Below are 20258 nucleotides of genomic sequence, written 5' to 3'. Positions count from 1 at the left end.
CGCGGGCTCGCGGGCTCGGGGGCCCGGGGCGGAGGCGGAGCGCCCGGTGGGTCAGTTCCAGAAGACGGCGACCGCGGTGGCGAGGGCGGCCAGGGCGCCGACGCCGTAGAACGCCCACGGTGGCCTGACGCGTGTGCCCGCGACCGCCACCAGGACGATGGCCAGGGCGAGGCCCGCTTTGACGGCCATCTTCGGGCCGGAGACGGACATGTCCATCGTCGTACGGATCCAGATGAGCAGGGCGCCCGTGACGAACTGGGCGACGGCGGCGATCACGACGGGGGCCCCGACAAGCATCGTCCGGAGCCGCATCTCACGGAGGAAGCCCCCGAGGAGGGCGGAGAAACCGACGAAGTGGAGAAAGACCAGGACGAGTCGCAACGTTTCCATGCAGACACCCCCCGTTGACGGCCTCACCTCAGGTGTCCGCATGAGCGGTGCCATACGCGTCCGCCTGTGAAAGGCCCTCGACGTACAGTGATGAGGGTACTACGCCCCGTTTTTGTGATGTTCGCCGGTTTTCGCCGCTCGGTGTCGTGCCGCACCGCAGAGCCGCTGTTACGTACTGGTAAACCAATACGTAAACCATCCGATGTGCCGCTTACGGTCGGAAACCACAATCGGCAAGGTGGTCACCCCGTCTCCGGCACACGTGAGCAGCGTCGTCCTCCATCGGTGGTCCTTCGAGGGCCAGGAGAGCGGCGTGGCCTCCTACCTTGATGTGTTCGGCCCCTCCGGGATCCCCAACGACGACGCCGACGGCGGCACGAGCTGGCCGTACATCCGGTGGACCTCCGAGGAGCGGGAGATCGGCTTCCCGGCGACCCAGCTGGTGCCGTCCTGGACGGCGAACACCCCGCCCGGCTCCTGGCTGCAGGTGGAGCTCCGGGCGCGCACCGCGACCGGCGCCCACACCAAGTGGTACTGCATGGGCCGCTGGGCCGAGGGCGACGCCGACATCCACCGCACCTCGCTCCCCGGGCAGGGCGACCAGGACGGGGACGTCGCGGTGGACACGTTCGTCGCGGCCCGGCCGGTCGTCGCGTACCAGGTCCGCGTCACCCTCTACGGCGCGGGCGGCCGGGTGCGGTCGGTCAACGTGATGGCCTCGGCGGTGCCGCGCGGAGGCCCGGCGAGCGCGGGCCGCGGCCCGGCCCCGGCTCCGGCGAACGGGGCGCACCCGGACACGGTCTCCCCGCCGAGGACGGCGAGCGTCGAGCTGAACGTGCCGCGCCACTCGCAGATGACGCACCCGGGGCACCACCCGGAGTGGGACGGCGGCGGCGAGTCGTGGTGCAGCCCCGCCTCCTTCACCATGGTGCTCGGCTACTGGGAGCGCGGCCCCGCGCCGGACGAGCTCGCCTGGGTCTCCTCCGACGACCCGTGCCCGTCCGTGGACCACGCCGCGCGCGACATGTACGACCACAGCTACCAGGGCACGGGCAACTGGCCCTTCGGGGTGGCCTACGCGGGCCGCTACGGTCTCGAGGGCTTCGTGACGCGGCTACGCTCGGTGTCAGAGCTGGAGCTGTTCGTCCGCGCGGGCATCCCCGTGATCACGTCACAGTCGTTCAAGGAGCACGAGCTGCCCGGTTCCGGGTACTCGACCAGCGGCCACATCATGGTCGTCGTCGGCGTCACGCCGACGGGCGACGTGATAGCCAACGATCCGGCGGCGCCCTCGGACGAGGCCGTACGCCGGGTCTATCCGCGCGAGGCGTTCGAGAACGTCTGGCTGCGCGGCTCCAGCAGCGGGGGGATCGTGCATGTGGTCCACCCGCCGGACGTCCCACTCCCTCTCTCCGAAGGAAACTGGTGAGCCGAACCGAACCGGTGAGCATCAGCGCCGTCGACGTGGCGCGGGTGGACGATCGACCGCTGTGGGTGGAGATCTGCGGCGATGAGGTCTGGTGGGACGAGCCGCGCCCGCAGGAGGGCGGGCGCCGCTGTGTCGTGCGCCGCCGCGCCGACGGGAGCGTGGAGGACGTGCTCCCGCCGGGATGGAACGCCCGCAACCGGGTGATCGAGTACGGCGGGCGGTCCTGGCGGTCCCACCAGGGGGCGCTGGTGTTCACGAACTGGGCCGACCAGCGGCTCTACCGCTGCGCTCCCGGCGGCGAACCCGTCCCGCTCACCCCCGAGGGCCCGGCGCGGTATGGCGACCTCGTGATCCACGGCGACGAGGTGCTGTGCGTACGGGAGATCGGCCGCGAGCGGGCGATCGTGGCGGTGCCCCTCGACGGCGGCCCCCTGCGCGTCCTCGTCGAGGCCCACCACTTCGTGATGAACCCGCGCGTCTCCCCGGACGGCCGGCACATCGCCTGGATCGGCTGGAACCATCCGGACATGCCGTGGGACGCCACCGAGCTGTGCGTCGCTCCGCTCGACGGGGCGGAGCCGTACCGGGTGGTCGCGGGCGGCGCGGTCGCCCAGGCCGAGTGGCGGGACGCCGGCAGCCTGTACGCCGTCACCGACACGACCGGCTGGTGGAACATCCACCTCGTCCCGCTCGACGGCGACCCGGCGACCGCACGGAACCTCACGCCGCTGCCCATGGAGTTCGGCGACGCCGTGTGGAAGCTCGGCCAGACGTTCTTCGCGGTCTCCGGCGACTCCATCGTCACCATGTACGGCACCGCCGACCTGCGGCGGCTGGGCGTGATCGACGAGAGCGGCGCCCCGCCGCGGGAGATCGGCGGCGACGCCACCTACTGGTCGCCGACCCTGGCCGCCGACGCCACCCACGTCGTCGGCGTCGCCGCCTCGCCGTACCGGCCGTACGAGGTGGTGCGGATCGAACTGGCCACCGGGAAGCGGGAGACGCTGTCCCCGCCCAAGCGACTCCCCCCGGCCGAGCTGCTGCCGACGCCCGAGCCGGTCATGATCGACGGCGTCCACGCCCACCTGTACGCGCCGCTGCGCCCGCCGTCGGCGGAGGGGGCGCCGCCGTACGTGGTGTTCGTGCACGGCGGGCCGACGAGCGCCGCCGCGCCGATCCTGGACCTGGAGGTCGCCTACTTCACCAGCCGGGGCATCGGCGTGGCCGAGGTCAACTACGGCGGCTCCACCGGGTACGGCCGGGCCTACCGCGAACGGCTGCGGCACAACTGGGGCGTCGTGGACGTCCAGGACAGCGAGACCGTGGCGCGCCGGCTGCTGGCCGACGGCACGGCGGGCAAGGTCGCGATCAGGGGCGGCAGCGCGGGCGGCTGGACCTCGCTCGCGGCGCTGGTCCACAGCGACGTCTTCTGCGGGGCGGCCGCCCACTACGCGATCGGCGACCCGGAGAGCTGGGCGGCGGAGACGCACGACTTCGAGTCGCGCTACCTCGACGGGCTGATCGGCCCCCTTCCCGAGACCCGGCAGCGCTACCTCGACCGCTCCCCCGCCCTGCACGCCGAGCGGGCGTCCGGCCCGGCGCTGCTCATGCACGGCCTGGAGGACGCCATCGTCGATCCGTCCCAGGCGGAGCGGTTCGCCGCCGAACTGGAGCGGCACGGCGGGACCTGGGCGTACCTCGCCTTCCCGGGGGAACAACACGGATGGCGACGCGAGGAGACGATCGTCGCGGTTCTGGAAGCCGAGCTCGCCTTCTACGGCCTGATCTTCGGCTTCCCGACGCCCGAGGTCCCGCCGCTCGTGCTGCGGGGCCCATCCGTGACGTTCACTCCAGGAGACTCCGCATGACCGTGACGACCGAGGTCGCCGACATCTGCTCCACCCTGATCAGGATCGACACCACCAACCCCGGCTCCGGCGAGCGCAAGGCCGCCGAATACGTCGCGGGCCTGCTGGACGAGGTCGGCATCGAGCCGACCGTGGTGGAGTCCGCGCCGCAACGCACCAACGTGCTGGCCCGCATCCCCGGCGACGGCACCGATCCGGACGCCCTGCTGATCCACGGCCATCTCGACGTCGTCCCGGCCGACCCGTCGGAGTGGCGGCTGCACCCGTTCTCGGGCGAGGTGGAGGACGGGTGCGTCCACGGCCGCGGCGCGGTCGACATGAAGGGCACCCTGTCCATGACCCTCACCGCGGTGCGCGAGTGGGCCCGGCGCGGGGTGCGGCCCCGGCGCGACATCGTGCTCGCGTTCGTCGCCGACGAGGAGGCCACCGGCGAGTACGGCGCGGGCTACGTCGTGGACAACCACCGGGACTGGTTCGCCGGCTGCACGGAGGCGATCAGCGAGTCGGGCGGCTTCAGCTGGCACGAGGGCGACACCCGGATCTACCCGGTGGCGGTGGGCGAGCGCGGCACCGCCTGGATGCGCCTCACCGCCAAGGGTGTCGCCGGGCACGGGTCCAAGCCCGCGGCCGACAACCCGGTCGTGGAGCTGTCCCGGGCGCTGGTGCGGATCGCCGACCACCGCTGGCCTGTACGGGTCACGCCCGCGGTGGCGGCGCTCGTCGAGGGGCTCTCCCGCGCGCTCGGCACGACGATCGACCTCGACCGGCTGGACGAGGAGATCGAGCGGCTGCCGCAGGCGTCCATGCTGTTCAAGGGCGTGCTGCGCAACTCGGCCAACCCGACCATGCTCGACGCGGGGTACAAGGTCAACGTCATCCCGGGCACGGCGCAGGCCCACGTGGACGGGCGCTTCCTCCCCGGGTACCGCGACGAGTTCCTGGAGACCATCGACCGGCTGCTCGGCCCGAAGGTCACCCGCGAGTTCGTCAGCATGGGCGAGGCGGTCTCCGCGCCGGCCGAGGGCCTGTTCGACCAGCTCCGCGGCGCCCTGCTGGCCGAGGACCCGACCGGCCACCCGGTGCCGTACGTGATGACCGGCGGCACGGACGCGAAGGCGTTCGCCCAGCTCGGGATCCGCGGGTACGGCTTCGCGCCGCTGCTCCTTCCCCCTGACCTGAACTACTTCGGCATGTTCCACGGGGTTGACGAGCGGGTCCCGGTGGAGGGGCTGGAGTTCGGCGTCCGCGTCCTTGACCGGCTGCTGCTCGCGGAGACGGAGCCCCCGGCGACCACCGAGCGCTGATCGAATACGAGCGCTCCGCGGGGGTGAAACATTCCTCCGCGGAAGTGGCCTGCTCCACGCGAACAGCTTCGTGGCATCTCGAGGCCTTCCAATCGAAGAGCCCTTGTCACTCGCTGCTTTCCTGTCCGGCCGCGGCGCTCTCCTGGATTCCCCTTCGAGCCACGGCCACCAATGGATGCTGATCCCCGGCTACCCGCTCGGCCAGGGCAAGGGACTCCTTGTACAGCTCAAGCGCGAACTCGCGGTCACCTTGGAGGCGCGCGACCCGGGCCAGATTGTTCATGGAGACGACAACATCCGGATGCTTTCCTCCCAGTACCTTGCGCCGCAGTCCCAGCGCCTTTTCATGCAATTGACGAGATTCTTCGATGTTCCCCTGAACCCGAAGAACCTCCGCCAGGTTGTTCATCCGTAGCAAGGTGCCCGGATCCTCCTCTCCTTCGACCTCGACACCGATGCGCAGTGCTCGACTCGATATTTCGTATGCCGCATCCAGGTCACCGAGACGGCGATAGACCTTTCCCAGGTTGTTCACCGCTATCATCGTTTCGGGGGCACGTTCGCCCACCGTCCGCGTTCGCACCGCTATCAAATATTCGTAGAGGCTCCGGGCGCGAACCAGTTGATCTTCCCTCTCCGCGAGAGCCCCGCCAAGATTGTTCATAATCATCAGAGTGTCGGAATGCTCCCTGCCAAGCTTTTCCTCGTACACTCCGAGAACCTTTTCAAATATCCTGACGGCCTCATCGACCTCGCCTTTTCGATGCTTCACCTGCGCCAGATAGTTCAGCCAGTAGAGTACGCCGAGGTCATCTTCCGGCAGTTTTGCTCGCGCGATGTCCAAGGCCCTGCGACACAACTCCTCCGCGATCTTGTAGTCTCCCCTTCGATACATTCTTACGCCGAGCTCGGCGAACAGCCGCGCAACCAGCGCAGTCTCTTTAGTGTTGAAGGAGACTCGATAATCTTCAGCGAACGACCAGAGAGCGTCCACGTGAGGGAGCAGGGTGGACGCACGATTCCAGCTCTCCGGGTTCCAATCATCGGTGGCCATGCCTTGCCCGAGCGACAGGAGCGTCGCGCGGATCCACCGAGAGGCCGGCCACCAGTCCGAAGGACTCCTCCCAGGCCGGCGAATGAAGGTGAGAATACGTCTGGTACGCGACCATGGACGGGATCCCGTACGCGGCCGCATCGTGTCGCGCAACATGGCGGAGATCAACGGGTGAACGCGCACGTGGTCAGCCGTGGCCGACGTGAGAAGCGACGTCTGAATGAGCGCTCCTACCGTCCGATCCATGCTGAGGACGTCCCCTGCCGAACGAGCGAGAGCCCGTGGCAGAAACTTCGCTCCAGATGAGAACAGGTCGCGCGGTATGTCTGTGGGTGCCATGAACGCCAGCACACGCAATAGTTGCGCGGCGGCGCGTTCTACCTGCGCCACGCGGGCAAGAGACAAATCCAGCGTCGCTTCCAGGCCGATCCGGCCGGATCCCGTCCCTTGACGCAGCAGCCGCGAGCAACTGACTTCGAAGCGCTTCAGGTAATCCGATAGCCCTATACCGGAGTCTCGGCAGTAGGCGGCCGCCTGCTCCAAGGCAAGGGGAAGTCCTCCGAGCTTCTCCGCCAACGCGGATGAGGGCGCCTGGTCCGTATCACCGACTCGCTGCCGCAAGAATCTCGCGGCCTCCTCCGCCGGAAATACCTGCAGCAGCATCGGCTCCGCGAGACGATCGAATCGCGGATTCCTGGACGTGATCAGAACCTGCCCTCCGGCGGTTACCGGGACCAGTCCGACCAAATCATCGACTCTCTTCGCATCGTCAAAAATGAGCAGCCACCCGGCACGCTCGCTCAGCTGTTGCACCACCTCTTCCGCCAGCGCCCGAGCATTGGGCGCCGAGATTCCCATCTCGCGTCCCAGCTTCGCAAGCGAAAACACGACGGAGGCGCGACTGGATGCCTGGACCCACCAGCCGATGCTCAACTGGTCCCGCTGTCGGGCCGCGTAGGCCAGGGCCAGTTGAGTCTTTCCTATTCCCCCCATCCCGCACAACAGGAGGGGCCGCCCCGAGGCGCGCATCAAGAACGAGCCGATGGCCCGGAATTCTGATTTTCTGTTACTGAACCCGATGACAAGGGGCGGAATGTTCCAGATGCGCGAATCGGCGTCACGCAGGGCGGCAGCCTTCAGAATCGACCCTTCGTGGGAAGAGTTTCGCCGTGCCCGAAATTCAACCACGAGAACCGGGATCGCCAGCAGCAGCGACAGGGGCCAAGCCAGCCACAATTTCGATTGCCATGCGTCCGGAAGGGCATTGGTCGCAATGTTCGTCACGGCAGGCAGAAGCACCACAGCGATAACGGAGGTGACAAGGATCCATGAGGTGCGACGAGCCAAGGCGACCTACCTCGAGCGTAACCCACGACGACTGTCTTCCATACTTATCACCCAAGGTTGGCACATGCGATACGTTGCGGACTTCCCATCCCCCCCACGGGGTTGACGAATCGATCCGGCCTTGACAGATCAAGACTTGAAGAAGATCGGTCGCGATGGGCCTCCGCGCCGCACACGAACACGCAATCCAACCAGCGCCCCTCGCCGTGTCGCTGTTTTCGACGGCGAGACGAGCGGAGCGACGCGCACCTGGAGACGCCACCCCACCTCGACAATACGGGCCTCATCGCAGCTAATTTTGACAAGACCGAAATATGACATTTTAGGCCACCGAGTCAGGTGTGCGCGCCTCTACTTCCCAAGAAGGCAGGGATGTAACTCTGCGGCCTGATACTCCGCTCAAATCCAGAAACTCAGAGACAAGATGATCCCAAGGGCCGCTTTAACTTAGGATGAATTGACTGGCGAATGCGGGAGAAAAAGGAGGTGGATATTCCCTCACCTGCTCCTGGCGTTCTCGGCACTGTTCCTTCCTGAGCCACGCCCACTCGCGCCCCGCCCCATAGGGCCCAAGACCCCGGGAAGCCTTGATGACCGAGAGGAGCCCGGCCCCCGAGGAAGGCGTTGGTGGACCCCTGGAGCGACGACGGGTGCCGACCGCCGCACCTTCTGAGGTGGCCGCGACCAAGAAAGCTCGTCTTTTGGAATCGGAGGAGCCCAGACGACCGACATCCAGCAGGACGAGGGCCGGATCGTCACGTTCTACTCCTACAGGTCCTACATGGCGGGACGGGGCGGACCATGGCCCTTGCGAACACGGCGTTTCTTCCCTCCCTTTCTCGACGGCAGCGCTATCAGCGCGACGCCCAGCGTGATCGACATCATTAGCAACTACATGTGGGCGGCGGTGCGCGACCAGCAGCGGGCCGCCGATTGGCATCTGGACTACGCCAGGGTGACGCCGCACGCCGTGTCGCTGGAGCGGGAGTTCCCCGGCCGCGGGACGCTGGACTTCATCTCGGCGGGTCAGCAGAACCGCGACTAGTCGCTGGAGCGGCGGGCGCTGGCGGAGCTGCGCGACACCCTGGGGGTCGAGCAACCGGACATGCTCGCCGGCCAGGCGAATCCGTCGATCGCACTCGCCGCGATGGGCAGGACCGCCCAGTCGGGCCAGATACGCGAGCCCACCCTGGCCTCCATAGCCGCGGTGCTTGGAGAGAGCCACCCCAACATCGTGGCGCTGCAGGCGTGGCGGCGAATCAACCGGGATCTGGAGCCGCAGCCGATCCGGAACAGGTGAGCCGCAGCAGGGCGGCCCGTCCAGGGTTCCGACGTGGGCCGAGCCACGCCGGAACCGACGCCCGTGGCCCCACTCCTTGTCAAGAAATCAGCTATCGCAACTTGGGGTCGAGGGCGTCTCGTACGACGTCGCCGAGCATCAGGAAGCTCAGCACGGTGGCGGTCAGGAACAGCGCCGGGAAGACCAGCAGGTGCGGATGGTCGGCGAAGAACGTCTGGGCGACGTTGAGCTGCAGGCCCCACGACACGTCGGGGTACTGCAGGCCGACACCGAGGTAGTCGAGCGTCGCCTCACCGGCGATCACGTTGCCGACGTTCAGCATGGCGACGACGAACACCGGCGCGATGGAGTTCGGGAGGATGTGCCGGAACATGATCCGCCGGTCACCGGCGCCGAGCATGCGGGCGGCGGCCACGAAGTCCGTGTCCTTCACCGCGATCACCTGGCCGCGCATCAGGCGGGTCATCGTCGTCCAGCCGAGCAGGACGAGGACCAGCGTCATGGCCCACATCCCGTGGCCGGGGAAGGCCACCAGGACGACGGTCGCGCCGAGGACGAACGGGATGCCGAAGAAGACGTCGGTGATCCGGGCGATCAGCGCGTCGAGCAGGCCTCCGTAGTAGCCGCCGACCAGCCCGAGGAGGATCGCGATGATCAGCGCGAACGCGGTCACGGCGACGCCGATCACGATGGACGCCCGCGTGCCGTGGACGATCTGCGACCAGTAGTCGCAGCCCTGCAGGTCGTAGCCGAAGACCGCGCCGCTGCCGGGTCCCTTCTTGGACATCCGGAGGTTGCAGTTCTCGTTCGGGCCCATCGCGGCGAACACGTCCGGGAAGGCGGCCATCACCCCGGCCAGCGCGAGGACGGCCGCCGAGAACCAGAAGACGACCCGCCCGCGCAGTTCCAGCCAGGCGTCGTGCCACAACGACCGCCCGGAAGGACCGGTCTCGGGTACGGCGTCCGCGAGAACGGCCGAGCCGGAAGAGGTCCCGGTGTCCGGCGACTCCGCCGGGAGGACGGGCTTCGGGCGGCCTTTCGGCTGCCCGGGATGCAGGTCAGGCACGGCGGATCCTCGGGTCGAGCACACCGTAGAGGAGGTCCACGACCAGGTTGGCGACGATGAAGATCATGACGAGGAGGGTGACGACGCCGACGACGACGGGCCCCTCCTGGAGCTGGATGGACTGGAACACCTGCTGGCCGATGCCGGGCAGGTTGAAGATGCCCTCGGTGACCACCGCGCCGGCCATCAGGTTGCCGAAGTCGATGCCGAGGTAGGTGACCACCGGGATCAGCGAGTTGCGCAGGGCGTGCAGCCCGACGATCCGGTGCCGCCGCAGGCCCTTGGCCGTGGCCGTGCGGACATAGTCGGCGCGCAGGTTCTCCACCAGCGAGGTCCGGGTGAGCCGGGCGACGTAGGCGAGCCCGAACGAGCCGAGGACCATGCCGGGCAGCAGGTAGCTGCCCGGCCACCCCTCGTCGGTGCCCGCCGTCGGGAACAGCCCGAGGTTGAGGCCGAGCAGGATCTGCGCGGTGTACCCGAACACGAAGACCGGGACCGCGATGATGAACGTGGTTCCGGCGAGGACGGCCGTGTCGGCGATGCCGCCGCGCCGCAGGCCCGCGACGATGCCGAGGCCGATGCCCACGACCAGTTCGAAGATCCAGGCGGTGACCGCGAGCTGCGCGGTCACCGCCCACCGGTCCCCGAGCAGCTCACTCACCGATTGCCCGGTGAAGGTCTCGCCGAGATTCCCCTGGAACACCCCGAGCATGTAGTAGCCGTACTGCACGAGCAGCGGGTCGTTCAGGTGGTAGTGCTCGCGCATGACGTTGAGCACCTGCTCGGGCACCGGCTTGTCGCCGGCCAGCGCGAGTATCGGGTCTCCTGGCAGCGCGAACACCATCGTGTAGATGAGGAAGGTGGTGATCACGAAGACCGGGATGGCCTGGATCAGGCGCTGGACGGCGTATCTCACTTGTTCTTGACCGTGATCGTCTGGAGGTTGTTGCTGTACGGCGTGAGCTGGACGTCACCGAGCCGGCTGGAGTAGCCCGACTGGTCCTGCCAGTTCCACAGCGGGATCAGCGGCATCTCGGCGAGCGCGATGTCCTCGGCCTTCTGGTAGAGCGGGAGGCTCGCCTCGATGCTCGGCGCCTCGTTCGCCTGCTTGATGAGGTCGTTGAACTCCTTGTTCTCCCAGCCCATCTTGTTGTTGTTGCCCCACATGAACTCGAGGTAGTTCTGCGGGCTCGGGTAGTCCATGACCCAGTTCTGCCGGTACGGCCCGTCTTCCTTGTGCTCCCGCAGGGTCGTCAGGTAGTCGGATGCCGGGATCTTGCGGAACTTGATGTCCTGGATGCCGAGGTTCTGCTTGAGCTGGTTGGCGACCGCGGTCATCCACTGCTCGTAGCTGGGGTCGGCGTTGGAGAAGTACAGGTTGAGCGTGCCGCTGAACCCGCCGGCCTGGTCGAAGAGCTGCTTGGCCTTCGCCGGGTCGTACGTGCAGGTCTCGCCGCAGGCGTTCTCCCGGTAGCCGGGCACGAGCGGAGCGACCAGCGACGCCATCGGCTTGAAGGTGCCGTTGTAGACGGCCTCGACGATCGCCTGCCGGTCGATCGCCATCGAGATCGCCTTGTGCAGGTCGGCGTTGGCGAACCGCTTGTCGAACATCGGGAAGCCGAGGTAGTCCATCGTGCCGCCGGCCGTCGCCACGTAGCGGTCGCCGAGCAGCCTCTGCGCCTCCGGCGCGCTGGCCGGGGGGATCGTCGTCAGCAGGTCCACCTTGCCGGCCCGCAGGTCGGTGTACGCGGTGTCCCGGCTGGCGTAGATCTTGAACTCGACGCCGTCCGACTGGGCCTTACGGTCGCCCGCGTATTCGGCCGACTTCTTGACCGCGATCTTCTGGTTGTGCTCCCAGGCCCCGTCGAGCATGAACGGGCCGTTGCCGATCGGCGCCTGGTCGTACGCCTTGAGGTCGTTGAACGCGGCCTTCGGCATCGGCACGAACGCGACGTAGGCCAGCGTGATCGGGAACTGGCTGAACGGGCCGGTGAGCGTGACCTCGAGAGTGTTCGGGTCGACGACCTTCAGCCCGGACATCTTGTCCGTGGTCGGCTCACCCTTCTCCGGGTTCAGCGCGTCGTAGCCCTCGACGTTCTCGAAGTAGTAGTTGTTGGTCCAGCCGTTCGGGCCGTAGGCGGTCGCGTTCCACGCGTCCGCGAAGCTCTCGGCGGTGACCGGCTCGCCGTTGCTGAACTTCTGGCCCTGCTTGATCTTGATGGTCCAGACCTTCTGGTCATCACTGGTCACCGACTCGGCGGCACGCATCTGCGGCTTGCCGTCGGCGTCGATATATACCGGGGTGTCGAAGATGGCGTCGAGCACCGCAATGGAATAGCTGCTCGACGTGTTGCCCGGCGTCAGGTGGTCGGGCTCGGTGAGCGCGACCGAGAACACGCTCGGTCCCTGCGCGTCCCCGCCCTGCTTGTCCTGCCCTCCGCCGGAGCCGCCGCATCCGCTGACCCCGCCGAGGATGACCGCCGCCACCGCGAGGGCGGCGGTTCGTCTTCTGCTGAGCGTCACGTGATCCTCCGCCTCTACTGTTGCGGTGAGGGTAAAGAGCGGTTCAAGTGCTTACATCGGATGGTTTACGTATTCCTTGCCAAAAGGATCTCGGGCAGGCTTACCCTGGAGGACCCCATGGATCTGATCAGCCTGAGCGCGCGCCACCTCCACGCGATCGCCGAACTGGGCTTTCGAGTGGCCCAGGACGGGGCGCACGGCGCGATGGCGGCGCTGCGTCAGGTGATCCCGGTGGAGGCCTACGAGTTCGTCGCCTTCGACCCGGCGACCGGACGACACCGGTCGCTGGTGTCCGCCGGGTACGCCCGCGTGGACGCCGACGCCGCCGAGGAGTACACCAGCCTCGCCCCCTATCGGCAGGCCATGTCGCTGAAGGAGCCGCTGGTCATGGGCTCCCCCGGCACCGAGCGGTACTTCCGCCGCCATCTGGAGCCGTACGGCTGGCGGGCCGGCATCACCACGCCGCTGTTCCTGTCCGAGGGCCGCTACACCGGGCTGCTGCACCTCCACTCGCGGGACGACTTCCCGCCGGAGGCGGCGCCGGTGATCTCCGCGGTCTCCCCCGCGCTGGCCCACGTCACCGACCTCACCCGCTGTGTCATCGACCCGCTCGGGCTGCCGTCCGGCTACCAGGCGCTGGCGTACGAGCGCGGCGGGCGGTGCCGTACGGTGGCGGGCTGGCCGCCGTCGGAGGCGCTGCGCGCCGAGCCCGCGATGGCCGGGCTCGCCCGCGAGTTCATCGACTCGCGCGAGCTGTCCCGGCGCGGACTGTGGCTGGACGGCGCCGGCCAGTGGCGCGAGATGCGCATCCACCGGGCCGGCGTCGGCTTCCACGGCTCCATCCAGGGGGCGGTGATCGCCGAGCGCCCCTGCACCCTGCCGTACGAGCTGACGGCGCGCGAGCTGGAGGTGCTCACCCGGGTGGCCCGGGGCGACTCCAACCCGCAGATCGCGGCCGCCCTCGTCCTCAGCGTCCGCACGGTCACCACCCACCTGGAGCACGTCTTCGCCAAGCTCGGGTGCGACAGCCGTACCCGCCTGACCACCAAGGCCCTCGCCGAGGGGCTCTGCCGCCTCGACCTCCCCTGACCGGGCGCCGGGGACGCCGGGGAGCCCGCGCGAAAACTCCGGCGAACTCCCCGGGTGCCTCCGACAGCGATTCTGAGATCCTGTGGGGGTGGCGATCAGAACGGACGACGGTGAACATTTGGGGCTGCTGTTCCCGGACGGCGGAGACGGGCGCGCGCTCCCGGACGACCTCCCTCCGGGGTCCCTGGTGTGGCCGGACCCCGAGTACGACCGGCTCCGGACCCACCGCCGCCCCTCGTTCTGGCTCAGCGACTCTCCCGTCCCCGCCTCGCTGTGGAGCCGGCTGCGGGCCGAGCATCCGCGATCCGGCCTCTGGCCGGTGCTCCTGGAGGACTCCGTACAGCCCTGGTCGGCCGGACAGATCGCGCCGGAGCCGGTGTCGGAGATCGACAACTACGGGGCGGGCGCCTTCATGGCGGAGGTGTGGCGGGACCTGCTGGCCGGAGGCGTGGCGGACCTCGCCCCTTATGGGGAGGAGTGTCCCGGCCTGGCGGAGCCCGGCGGCCTGGTCGCCGACCCCGACGTGGTGGCCGACTGGTACGCCCGGATCGTGGCGGGTCGCCGCACGCCGCTCGGGCTGGCCGCGGTCGACCGGGGCGCCGACGTCCTGGCGGTGATGGGCTGGCAGGGCGCCGTGCACCACAACGAGTGGAGCGTCCCCCTCGCCGCCGTGGTGCGGAGCTGGGAGGAGCGCTTCGGCGTACGGGTGATCGGCATGGGGTTCAACACGCTCGACCTCAGCGTCGCCGCGCCACCGGCCACGCCGGAGCACGCGCTCCACGTCGCGGCGGAGCACTGGACCTTCTGCCCGGACAGCATCCTGCAGGGGCCGGGCACGCTCGCCGACTACGCGGAGCAGATCCAGGGCAAGAACGCCTGGTCGTTCTGGTGGGACTGACCGCCGCCGCGCCCCCGGCGGGGGCGCGGCGCCGATCTCAGGTGATGTCGCGGCGTACGGTCGTCGCGTTGGCGACGACCGCGAAGACCACCGCGTAGCCGACCAGGACGGCGGCGCCGCCCCAGGCGGGCAGCAGGTCGCTGCTCCCCATGCCGGGGTTCACGTCGATGCTCATCAGCGACTGCGCCGCGCCGCCGGGGAACCACTTGCCCACGACCTGCAGGGCGGGAATGGCCAGGAAGAGGCTCTCGATGACGTACGCCCAGGCGACGGCTCCGACGATGCCGGCGATCTGGTTGCGCACGAGCGCACCCACGGCGATGCCCAGGATCGTGTAGAGGGCGAGCGAGGCCACGGTGCCGAGGGCGATCGCCGGGACGTGCGCCTCCGTCAGCGACAGCTCGCCCCCGGCGATCAGCACCGTGGGGATCACGACCAAGGCGGTGAAGAGCAGCACGGCCAGCGCGAACAGCACGCCCACGATCAGCCCGGCGATCAGCTTGGCGGTGATCACCCGCCCGCGCCGCGGCGTCGTGAGGAAGGTGCCGGTGATCGTCTGGTAGCGGTACTCGGACGTGAGCATCACAACGCCGAGGATCATGACGAAGATCCGGCCGCTCGCCCCGGACGACCAGGCGAGCTGCGCCCACTCCGGCGTGTCCAGCGCGGGCAGCCCGCCCTGGGCGTTCCCGGCGAAGCCGATGAAGAAGGCGAGGTTGACGCCGATCAGCAGGAGCGTGACGAGCAGCATGATCCACCACAGCCGCGTGGTGGACAGCTTCAGCAGCTCCGCGCGCACCAGGCCGATCATCGCTCCTCCGTCAGTTCCAGGAAGACCTTCTGCAGGTCGGACCGCTCGGCGATCATCTCGGTCAGCACGACGCGCTGGTCGAGCACGATCCGCCCGATCTCCTCGGGCTCCAGGCCGTGCACGCGCAGCGCGTCGTCGTCGAGCCGGTCGACCTTCGCGCCCGCCTTCTCCAGCGCGGGGGTCAGCTCGCCGTCCCCTACCGTCCGGAGCCGTACGGTCTTCTCGCCGTTGGTGGTGAGCTCGGCCAGGGTGCCCTGCCGTACGAGCCGGCCGCCGGCGATGATCACGATGTCGTCCACGGTCTGCTCGACCTCGGACAGCACGTGACTGGACACCAGGACGGCGGCGCCACGGTCGTGGGCCAGGTGCCGCAGGAAGCCGCGCAGCCACTGGATGCCGGCCGGGTCGAGGCCGTTGGCCGGCTCGTCCAGGATGTACACCTTGGGCTCGCCGAGCAGGGCGGAGGCGAGGGCGAGCCGCTGGCGCATGCCGAGCGAGAAGCCCCCGACGCGCTTGCCCGCCGCGTCGGCGAGGCCGACCTGGCCGAGGGCCTCGTCCGCCCGCGAGACCGGGAGTCCGGCGGCGACGCAGAGCAACCGCAGGTGGTTACGCGCGGTGCGGCCGGGATGGAAGTTGGTGGCTTCGAGCACGGCCCCGACCTCGTTGAGGGGCGTGGCCATGTCGCGGTAGCGCTTCCCGTTGACCAGCGCCTCGCCGGAGTCGGGCGTGACGAGGCCGAGCAGGGAGCGCAGTGTGGTGGTCTTACCGGCGCCGTTCGGTCCGAGATAACCGGTGACGGTGCCTGCCTTCACGGTGAAGGAGACGCCGTCGACCGCGCGGACCGCGCCGAAGGATTTCGACAGGTTTCGGATCTCGATCGCAGTCATCGCCCGCGATTATCGCGGCGAAATCGCGTAATTTCCTCATCCTTTGTGAGGATAAATCGAGTAAAGCGCGAGAAACGCGATCAACAACCGGGCACTGGGCCGGTCTCGCCGCCGCACGGACGGCGAGACCGGAGGGCGCCGCCGTCAGCGCGCGCAGCGGCGCAAAACGTTGGCGATGATCCGCGCCCCCGCGCCGCCCTGCGTGGTCAGGATCGACTCGGGGTGGAACTGCACGGCGAAACGCCGGTTCTCGGCGTCCTCGATCGCCATCGCCGCGCCGTCCGGCGTGGTGGCGGTGACGGCGAAGCCGCGCACACCCGGCTTCTTCGCGTGCAGCGAGTGGTAGCGGGCGGCCACGAACTCCTCGGGCAGGCCGTCGAGCAGCGCGCTCTCCCCCTCCCGGCGCACCTGGCCGCGCTTGCCGTGCTCGGGGTACGGCAGCAGCTCCAGGCTGCCGCCCGCCTGCTCGATCATGGCCTGCATGCCGAGGCAGACGCCGAACACCGGCAGCTCCCTGGCGTACAGCGCCTCGACGAGGGCGGAGCAGCCGAAGTCGGACGGCCAGCCGGGGCCGGGTGAGAGCACCACGAGCGTGGGCGCGATCTCGTCGAGCATCTCCAGCGGGAAGCCGTGCCGCAGCGTCACGACCGATGCGCCCTGCTGCCGGAAGTAGTCGGCCAGCGTGTTGACGAAGGAGTCCTCGTGGTCCACGAGCAGAACGGTGTGCCCGTCGCCGGGCAGCTCGGCGGCCGGGCGCCCCTCGTCCTCGGGCGTCTCCCGGCCGACGGCGGCGAGGGCGCCGAGCAGGGCGCTCGCCTTGAGCTCGGTCTCGCGCTCCTCGGCCTCCGGGTCGGAGTCGAACAGCAGCGTCGCCCCGGCCCTGACCGTGGCGACACCGCCCCGGATCTGCGCGGTGCGCAGGGTGAGCCCGGTGTTCATCGAGCCGTCGAAGCCGATGAAGCCGACGGCGCCGCCGTACCAGCGCCGGGTGGTGGCCTCGTTGTCCTCGATGAACTGCATGGCCCAGGTCTTGGGCGCCCCGGTGACGGTGACCGCCCACATGTGGGTGAGGAACGCGTCGAGGGCGTCGAACTCCGGACGGAGCCGCCCCTCGATGTGGTCCACGGTGTGGATCAGCCGCGAGTACATCTCGATCTGGCGGCGGCCGATGACCCGCACACTGCCGGGGACGCAGATCCGCGACTTGTCGTTGCGGTCGACGTCGGTGCACATGGTCAGCTCGGACTCCTCCTTCACGCTGGACAGGAGGGTGCGGATGGCCTCGGCGTCCTCGACCGGGTTGGCGCCGCGGGCGATGGTGCCGGAGATCGGGCAGGTCTCCACACGGTCGCCGCTGACCCGGACGTACATCTCGGGCGAGGCGCCGACCAGATGCTCGCCCTCGCCGAGGTTGAGCAGGAACTCGTACGGCGCCGGGTTGCTCGTGCGCAGGGAGCGGTAGAAGGCGGCGGGATCGGTGCAGGAGGAGTGGAAGACCTGGCCGGGGACGACCTCGAACAGGTCGCCGCGCTTGAACTTCTCCTTCGCCTTGGCGACGATCTCGGCGTACGCCCCCCTCTCGGGGTTCGGCGGGATCTCGGTGGGGGCGGCCATCGGGAACGTCTCACCCGTGCGGTCCAGGCCCCGGGTGGAGACGCCGTCCACGACGAAGTCGTACAGGTACTCCATGCTGGTCTCGCGTACGCGGTCGATCACGACCAGCCGGTCCGGCAGATGGAGCACCAGGTCGCGCTGGTCCGCCGGGCGGGGCAGCGAGTAGCGGATCGGCTCGAACTGGAAGGCCAGGTCGTATCCGAAGGCGCCGTACAGGCCGAGGTGCGGGTCGTCGCCGCGGAAGGCCGCCATCAGCTCGCGGATCGCGGTGAAGACGGTCGGACGGCGGCTGCGCATCTCCTCGGGGAGGATGTCCTCCGACTCGGCGATCGCCACCTCGACGTGCTCGGCGGTGGGGGCGGCGACCGGCTTGCCCGCGGCGAGCAGGCACGAGGTGACCGCGGGCAGGACGACGCGGCCGCGCTCGTTGAGCGCGCGGGCCGCGATCCGCCGTCCCCTGGCGACGATCTCCACGCAGGGATCGACGTAGCCGAAGGCCCACCGGCTGTACCGGCCGGGGTAGTCCATGCCGGAGGAGAACGCCCCACCGCGATGCTCGCCGAGCGAGGTCACGATCTCTTCGAGCGCGGCCTCGGGTACCTCGCGCACGATGCGCTCGACCTCGACGCCGCCGGCCGTGGTGTATCGGCTGGTATCCACCTGTCTCGCCCCTTGATTTTCGTAATGCCCCGGGGGCGGACACGAAAAAGGCCGCCTCTCGGGGCGGCCGTTTGCTCCTGCTCGCGTATGCGAAACCACGCCGCCTGCTAGCGGCGCCACCACTGATTTGGATTTCGCATGACGTACAGGTTAGTGGCCTCGCGCGTGATCATGCAACGACGTTGCTCCCCGGCCCCGGCCAATAATGTTACTAGTATGTAACAAACACGGCGAGGAGGGACGAATGGCACTCCAGCTCCCCCGGCACCGAGCTCACCGGGTGCTCGTCCACCGCGATGTGCCGGTGCCGATGCCGGACGGTGTCACGCTGCTCGCGGACCGGTACGTGCCGGTCGGCGCCGACCGGCCGCCGACCGTCCTCATCCGCTCCCCGTACGGCCGGGCCGGGGTGGTCGGCTGGATGTACGGCCGGATGTTCGCCCGGCACGGGTTCCACGTCGTGATCCAGAGCTGCCGCGGCGGATTCGGCTCGGGCGGGCTGCTCGACCCGCTCGGCGACGAGCGCGAGGACGGCCTGGCCACGGTCATGTGGATGCGGGCCCAGTCCTGGTACGGCGGGAGCTTCGCCATGCACGGCCCCTCCTATCTCGGCTACGCCCAGTGGGCCATCGCGGCGGAGGCGCCCGACCTCAGGGCGATGGCCACGCAGGTGACGGCGTCGTGCTTCCGCGACGCGGCCTACGTCGGCGGGTCGTTCGCCCTGGAGTCCACGCTCGTCTGGACGACGCTCACCGCCGGGATGGAGGGACGGCTGGGCGGCGCCGCCGCGACCTTCCTCGCCCCGCGCCGCACCCGCCGGGCCGTGCTGTCCGGCCTGTCCGGCCGTCCGCTGTCCGAGCTGGACCTCGTGTCGGCGGGCCGCCCGCTGCCGTTCTTCCGCGACCTGATCGCCCACCACGCCGACCCGTCGTCGGCGTATTGGCGCAAACGCGACTTCTCCGCGTCCGTCGGCGAGGTCACGGCCGAGGTGACCATGACCGGCGGCTGGTACGACGTGTTCCTGCCGTGGCAGCTCAAGGACTACAAGGCGATGCGGGCGGCCGGGCGGCAGCCGCACCTGACGATCGGGCCCTGGTACCACGCGGACCTGCGGCTCGGGCGGGTGGCGAGCGCGGACGCCCTGGCCTGGTTCCGCGCCCACCTGCTCGGCGACCCGTCCGGGCTGCGGACGTCGCCGGTGCGGCTCTACGTGACCGGCGCGGACGAGTGGCGGGACTACCCCGACTGGCCGGTGCCGGGGACGCGGACGGAGCGCTGGCACCTGCAGCCGGGTGGGGCGCTCTCCACGGACAACCCGGCCCCGTCCGGGCCGGACCGGTTCCGGTACGACCCGCGGCACCCCACCCCGGTGCTCGGCGGCCCGGTCCTCATCGGCAACTCGACGCCGCGGGACAACCGGCGGCTGGAGTCGCGGCGGGACGTGCTGGTGTATACCTCGCCCGTGCTGGCGGCGGACACGGACCTGATCGGGGAGGTGTCCGCCGATCTGTACATCCGGACGAGCACCGAGCACGCCGACGTCGTGGTCCGCGTCTGCGACGTTCATCCGAACGGAACCTCGATGAACGTGTGCGAGGGCGTCCGCAGGCTCACCCCGGCCGAACTGCCCGACCCGGACGGCGTGCGGCGGATCCGGGTGGACCTGTGGCCGATCGCGCACCGTTTCCGGCGCGGCCACCGGATCAGGGTCCACGTCGCGGGCGGGGCCTACCCCAGGATCTCCCGCAACCCCGGCACCGGCGATCCGCTCGGGCCGGGGGCGGCGCTGGTCTGCTGCGACCACGAGGTCCTGCACGACCCGGCCCGTCCCTCCGCGATCCTGCTCCCCGGAGCCGTCCGAAGCTGACCGCCCGAAGCTGACCGCGGGGCGTATCCCACGCGGCCCTTGACGCGGCGCGGATCGGACTCCCAGGTCACGCGGCTCCCGCCTTTGAGAGGCCGCGCGAGCCATGACGCTCGGCGCGCCAACCCGACCGTTCGGCGATCGGCGATCCGGA

Annotated in this window: 16 protein-coding genes; 8 read left to right on the top strand and 8 right to left on the bottom strand. The window is 69.4% G+C overall.

Going from position 1 to position 20258, the window contains the following annotated elements; all coding sequences use genetic code 11:
• Positions 1–51: 51 nt before the first annotated feature.
• Entirely contained in the window at positions 52–390 is a 339-nt protein-coding gene (locus AWQ71_RS13040) for a hypothetical protein (protein ID WP_067132060.1), read from the bottom strand.
• Positions 391–628: 238 nt separating this feature from the next.
• Here AWQ71_RS13040 and AWQ71_RS13035 point away from each other — a divergent pair, with 238 nt between their 5' ends.
• Genes AWQ71_RS13035 through AWQ71_RS13025 form a run of 3 tightly spaced genes read left to right on the top strand, consistent with a single transcriptional unit; the run spans position 629 to position 4991 of the window.
• Positions 629–1819: a C39 family peptidase gene (locus AWQ71_RS13035; RefSeq protein ID WP_245658253.1), complete on the top strand. Its 1191-nt coding sequence runs from the start codon at positions 629–631 to the stop codon at positions 1817–1819.
• The gene (locus tag AWQ71_RS13030; RefSeq protein ID WP_245658252.1) at positions 1816–3687 is read left to right on the top strand and encodes a prolyl oligopeptidase family serine peptidase; all 1872 of its coding nucleotides are present in this window, start codon (positions 1816–1818) and stop codon (positions 3685–3687) included. The genes AWQ71_RS13035 and AWQ71_RS13030 overlap by 4 nt, the downstream gene beginning before the upstream one ends.
• Positions 3684–4991 carry a M20/M25/M40 family metallo-hydrolase gene (locus AWQ71_RS13025; RefSeq protein WP_067132054.1) on the top strand — a complete coding sequence of 436 codons (1308 nt, stop codon included), beginning with the start codon at positions 3684–3686 and terminating at the stop codon, positions 4989–4991. The genes AWQ71_RS13030 and AWQ71_RS13025 overlap by 4 nt, the downstream gene beginning before the upstream one ends.
• Positions 4992–5097: 106 nt before the next feature.
• Here AWQ71_RS13025 and fxsT read toward each other — a convergent pair whose 3' ends face one another.
• Positions 5098–7347, bottom strand: a complete 2250-nt coding sequence (gene fxsT, locus AWQ71_RS13020) for an FxSxx-COOH system tetratricopeptide repeat protein (RefSeq protein ID WP_067132050.1) — start codon at positions 7345–7347, stop codon at positions 5098–5100.
• A 916-nt stretch (positions 7348–8263) separates the two neighbouring features.
• Between fxsT and AWQ71_RS43245 the strand changes: the two genes are divergently transcribed.
• Both AWQ71_RS43245 and AWQ71_RS13015 read left to right on the top strand, forming a co-directional pair.
• Positions 8264–8437, top strand: coding sequence for a hypothetical protein (locus AWQ71_RS43245; protein ID WP_218001762.1), 174 nt, complete (start codon positions 8264–8266; stop codon positions 8435–8437).
• Positions 8438–8497: 60 nt separating this feature from the next.
• Entirely contained in the window at positions 8498–8692 is a 195-nt protein-coding gene (locus AWQ71_RS13015; RefSeq protein ID WP_067132047.1) for a hypothetical protein, read from the top strand.
• A 91-nt stretch (positions 8693–8783) separates the two neighbouring features.
• Here AWQ71_RS13015 and AWQ71_RS13010 read toward each other — a convergent pair whose 3' ends face one another.
• From AWQ71_RS13010 to AWQ71_RS13000, 3 genes are read right to left on the bottom strand one after another with little or no spacing between them, the layout of a single operon-like run.
• On the bottom strand, positions 8784–9758 hold the full coding sequence (locus AWQ71_RS13010; protein ID WP_245658251.1) for an ABC transporter permease: 975 nt from the start codon (positions 9756–9758) through the stop codon (positions 8784–8786).
• The gene (locus tag AWQ71_RS13005) at positions 9751–10674 is read right to left on the bottom strand and encodes an ABC transporter permease (protein WP_067132044.1); all 924 of its coding nucleotides are present in this window, start codon (positions 10672–10674) and stop codon (positions 9751–9753) included. Before AWQ71_RS13005 ends, AWQ71_RS13010 begins: the two co-directional genes overlap by 8 nt.
• Positions 10671–12281, bottom strand: a complete 1611-nt coding sequence (locus tag AWQ71_RS13000; protein ID WP_067132041.1) for a peptide ABC transporter substrate-binding protein — start codon at positions 12279–12281, stop codon at positions 10671–10673. Before AWQ71_RS13000 ends, AWQ71_RS13005 begins: the two co-directional genes overlap by 4 nt.
• Positions 12282–12398: 117 nt before the next feature.
• Between AWQ71_RS13000 and AWQ71_RS12995 the strand changes: the two genes are divergently transcribed.
• The gene (locus AWQ71_RS12995; protein ID WP_067132037.1) at positions 12399–13370 is read left to right on the top strand and encodes a helix-turn-helix transcriptional regulator; all 972 of its coding nucleotides are present in this window, start codon (positions 12399–12401) and stop codon (positions 13368–13370) included.
• An 88-nt stretch (positions 13371–13458) separates the two neighbouring features.
• Positions 13459–14268, top strand: coding sequence for a DUF4253 domain-containing protein (locus tag AWQ71_RS12990; RefSeq protein ID WP_245658250.1), 810 nt, complete (start codon positions 13459–13461; stop codon positions 14266–14268).
• A 37-nt stretch (positions 14269–14305) separates the two neighbouring features.
• On the opposite strand, the gene AWQ71_RS12985 is transcribed toward AWQ71_RS12990, so the two are convergent.
• The 3 genes from AWQ71_RS12985 to AWQ71_RS12975 form a co-directional block, all read right to left on the bottom strand.
• Complete coding sequence (locus tag AWQ71_RS12985) at positions 14306–15079, bottom strand: ABC transporter permease (RefSeq protein WP_067132030.1); 774 nt, start codon at positions 15077–15079, stop codon at positions 14306–14308.
• Positions 15076–15966: an ABC transporter ATP-binding protein gene (locus AWQ71_RS12980; RefSeq protein ID WP_067132027.1), complete on the bottom strand. Its 891-nt coding sequence runs from the start codon at positions 15964–15966 to the stop codon at positions 15076–15078. The genes AWQ71_RS12985 and AWQ71_RS12980 overlap by 4 nt, the downstream gene beginning before the upstream one ends.
• A gap of 144 nt (positions 15967–16110) precedes the next feature.
• Entirely contained in the window at positions 16111–18240 is a 2130-nt protein-coding gene (locus AWQ71_RS12975; protein WP_067132024.1) for an anthranilate synthase component I, read from the bottom strand.
• Positions 18241–18484: 244 nt separating this feature from the next.
• Here AWQ71_RS12975 and AWQ71_RS12970 point away from each other — a divergent pair, with 244 nt between their 5' ends.
• Entirely contained in the window at positions 18485–20107 is a 1623-nt protein-coding gene (locus AWQ71_RS12970; RefSeq protein WP_067132021.1) for a CocE/NonD family hydrolase, read from the top strand.
• Positions 20108–20258: the final 151 nt, after the last annotated feature.

The sequence above is a fragment of the Microtetraspora malaysiensis genome (genome assembly GCF_001528665.1).
GTDB classification, from domain to species: Bacteria; Actinomycetota; Actinomycetes; order Streptosporangiales; family Streptosporangiaceae; genus Microtetraspora_A; species Microtetraspora_A malaysiensis.
Note: the sequence above shows the minus strand (reverse complement) of the source record. Positions and strands in the feature narration are given on the sequence as shown.